The organism is Bacteroides sp. 51 (genome assembly GCF_010500965.1).
Lineage (GTDB): Bacteria > Bacteroidota > Bacteroidia > Bacteroidales > Bacteroidaceae > Bacteroides.
Genome location: NZ_QVMI01000168.1, coordinates 1 through 321, shown reverse-complemented (window position 1 = coordinate 321; position 321 = coordinate 1). Strand labels below are relative to the sequence as shown.

Here is a 321-nt window from a genome sequence, read left to right as displayed (position 1 = left end):
AAAAGTTGACTTAAAAACAGCCAACATGGGTCGTATGCATGCACCCGGAAAGGGTATCTCTGGATCGGCTTTGCCGTATCGCCGAAGCGTACCCACGTGGATGAAACTCACATCGGATGATGTTAAGGAACAGATGTATAAACTAGCCAAGAAGGGTCTCACTCCTTCTCAGATTGGTGTCATCCTTCGGGATTCACATGGTGTTGCTCAAGTTCGCTACATCACTGGAAATAAAATCCTTAGGATTTTAAAATCCAAAGGTCTTGCTCCCAGTCTACCAGAGGATCTCTACTATTTGATCAAAAAGGCTGTTTCTGTGCG

1 protein-coding gene is annotated in these 321 nt (G+C 44.9%); it reads left to right on the top strand.

All coding sequences use genetic code 11. From position 1 onward, the window contains the following. Positions 1–25: 25 nt before the first annotated feature. Positions 26–321: hypothetical protein (locus tag D0T87_RS23970; protein ID WP_239063892.1), on the top strand; the 296-nt coding region annotated here is incomplete at its 3' end.